Source organism: Burkholderia sp. Ac-20353 (genome assembly GCF_017104785.1).
Classification (GTDB): domain Bacteria; phylum Pseudomonadota; class Gammaproteobacteria; order Burkholderiales; family Burkholderiaceae; genus Burkholderia.
In genome coordinates, this window is record NZ_JAAGPL010000447.1 from 1 (window position 1) to 1,676 (window position 1,676).

The following is a 1,676-nucleotide window of genomic DNA, read 5'->3' on the forward strand; positions in this document are numbered from 1 at the left end:
CGGGCAACTGGCCGCGGCGGTGCGGCATCAGCAGCGTCGTGGTCACGTGGCCGGCGTGCCACGCGGGCAGCACACGCACGAGCGCGCCCGTGCGCAGCGCGTCGCCGGCGATCCAGTCCGGCAGGCACGCGATGCCGAGGCCGGCGACGGCCGCCTGCAGCAGCACCGTCGATTCGTCCGCGTGCAGACGGGGGCGCGGCGCGACCTCGACACGGTCGGCGCCACGGCAGACATGCCACGGGGCGGATTGCAGGTTCGGATACAGGCCGTCGTGCTGCGCGAGTCCGGCCGGCTCGGCCGGTTCGCCGCACTGAGCGAGATAGGCCGGCGACGCGACGAGGATGATCGGTGAAACCGCGAGCGGGCGCTGCACCAGCGCGGAGTCGGGCAGCGGTGCGAAATGGCTGCGCACCGCAATGTCGAAGCCTTCCTGCGCGAGATCCACCAGACGGTCGCCCGCATGGATCTGGAGCTGCAGCTTCGGATGGGCGGCGGCGAACGCCGGCAGGCAGGGCGCGAGGAAATGCTGCGCGACGGGCACCGAGCTCGTGATGCGGACGACGCCGCGCGGCTCGGCGGCCTGCCGCAGCACCGCGTCCCGCGCGCTCTCGGCCTCGATCACCGCCGCGCGGGCATGGTTGAAGAAGTCGGCGCCGACCGGCGTCAGGCGAAAACTGCGCGACGTGCGGTGCACGAGCCGCGCGCCAAGTGCGCGCTCGAGCTCGGCGACGCGCTTGCTCACCGTCGACTTGGGCAGGTCGAGCAGGCGGGCGGCCGCGGACATGCTGCCGGCTTCGACCGCCTGCACGAAGAGGTAGAGATCGTTCAGATTCACCGGTCAGCGTCCACATGGAGAAACGAAGGGTTTCGATTTTACCGGCTACAGATAAATCGTTCGAAATGCGAGCATTCGAGCTCGTTCAATCACCTGGATATGTCCGATGTCTCCGATCCTTTTCTACGGTGTTCCCGCCGGCTGCTCGTTCGGCTCGATCGTCGCGCTCGAGTGGGCCGGCCGTCCCTACCGGCTCTCCCGCATCACGATGCCCGAGCTCGCGACGAGCGACGCGTTCCTGATGCTCAACCCGCTCGCCGAGACGCCGGCGTTCATCACCGAGGCCGGTAACGTGCTCACCGAGAGCATGGCGATCCTCGGCCATATCGGCGCGGCCGCGGCCGGCACCGGTCTCGCGTTCCGGCAGGGCACGCATGATTTCGACCGGCTGAACTGGATGCTCGCGTATCTCAACACCACGTTCTTCAGCGCGTTCGGCGCACTCTGGTACGCGTACGAGCACGGCAGCGCAGGCGCGGAAAAGGAGGTGCTGCAGGCGTTCGGCCGCGGCCGCGTGATGAAGGCGCACCGGCAACTCGAGGCGATGCTCGGTGACGGCCCGTGGCTGCTCGGCCGGCAACGCACGCTCGCCGACGCGTATTTCGCGGGGCTGGCCCGCTGGGCCGACTATCACCAGGTGTTCGACAGCGCCGCGTTCCCGCGCATCGCCGCGCTGCGCGCGCGGCTCGCCGACGACCCCGGCGTGCAGTTTGCGCACGCGGTCGAGGACGAGCGCCCGCTGCCGGCGTCGACGGCGTTCGAAGGGCACGTCGCGCTCGAGGCCGCGCTCCCGCTTGCCCGGCTCGCGCCGGCGTCCGCACCGGCCAAGCGGGAGCACGGC

Annotated in this window: 2 protein-coding genes; one reads left to right on the forward strand and one right to left on the reverse strand. The window is 70.5% G+C overall.

Translation table 11 applies throughout. The annotated features are described in order from the left end of the window. The coding region (locus tag G3N94_RS41140; RefSeq protein WP_205799886.1) for a LysR family transcriptional regulator at window positions 1-835 on the reverse strand (835 nt) is incomplete at its 3' end. Window positions 836-941: 106 nt separating this feature from the next. Between G3N94_RS41140 and G3N94_RS41145 the strand changes: the two genes are divergently transcribed. Then, window positions 942-1,676, forward strand: a 735-nt coding sequence (locus G3N94_RS41145) for a glutathione S-transferase family protein (protein WP_241022364.1), incomplete at its 3' end; no start/stop codon positions are given.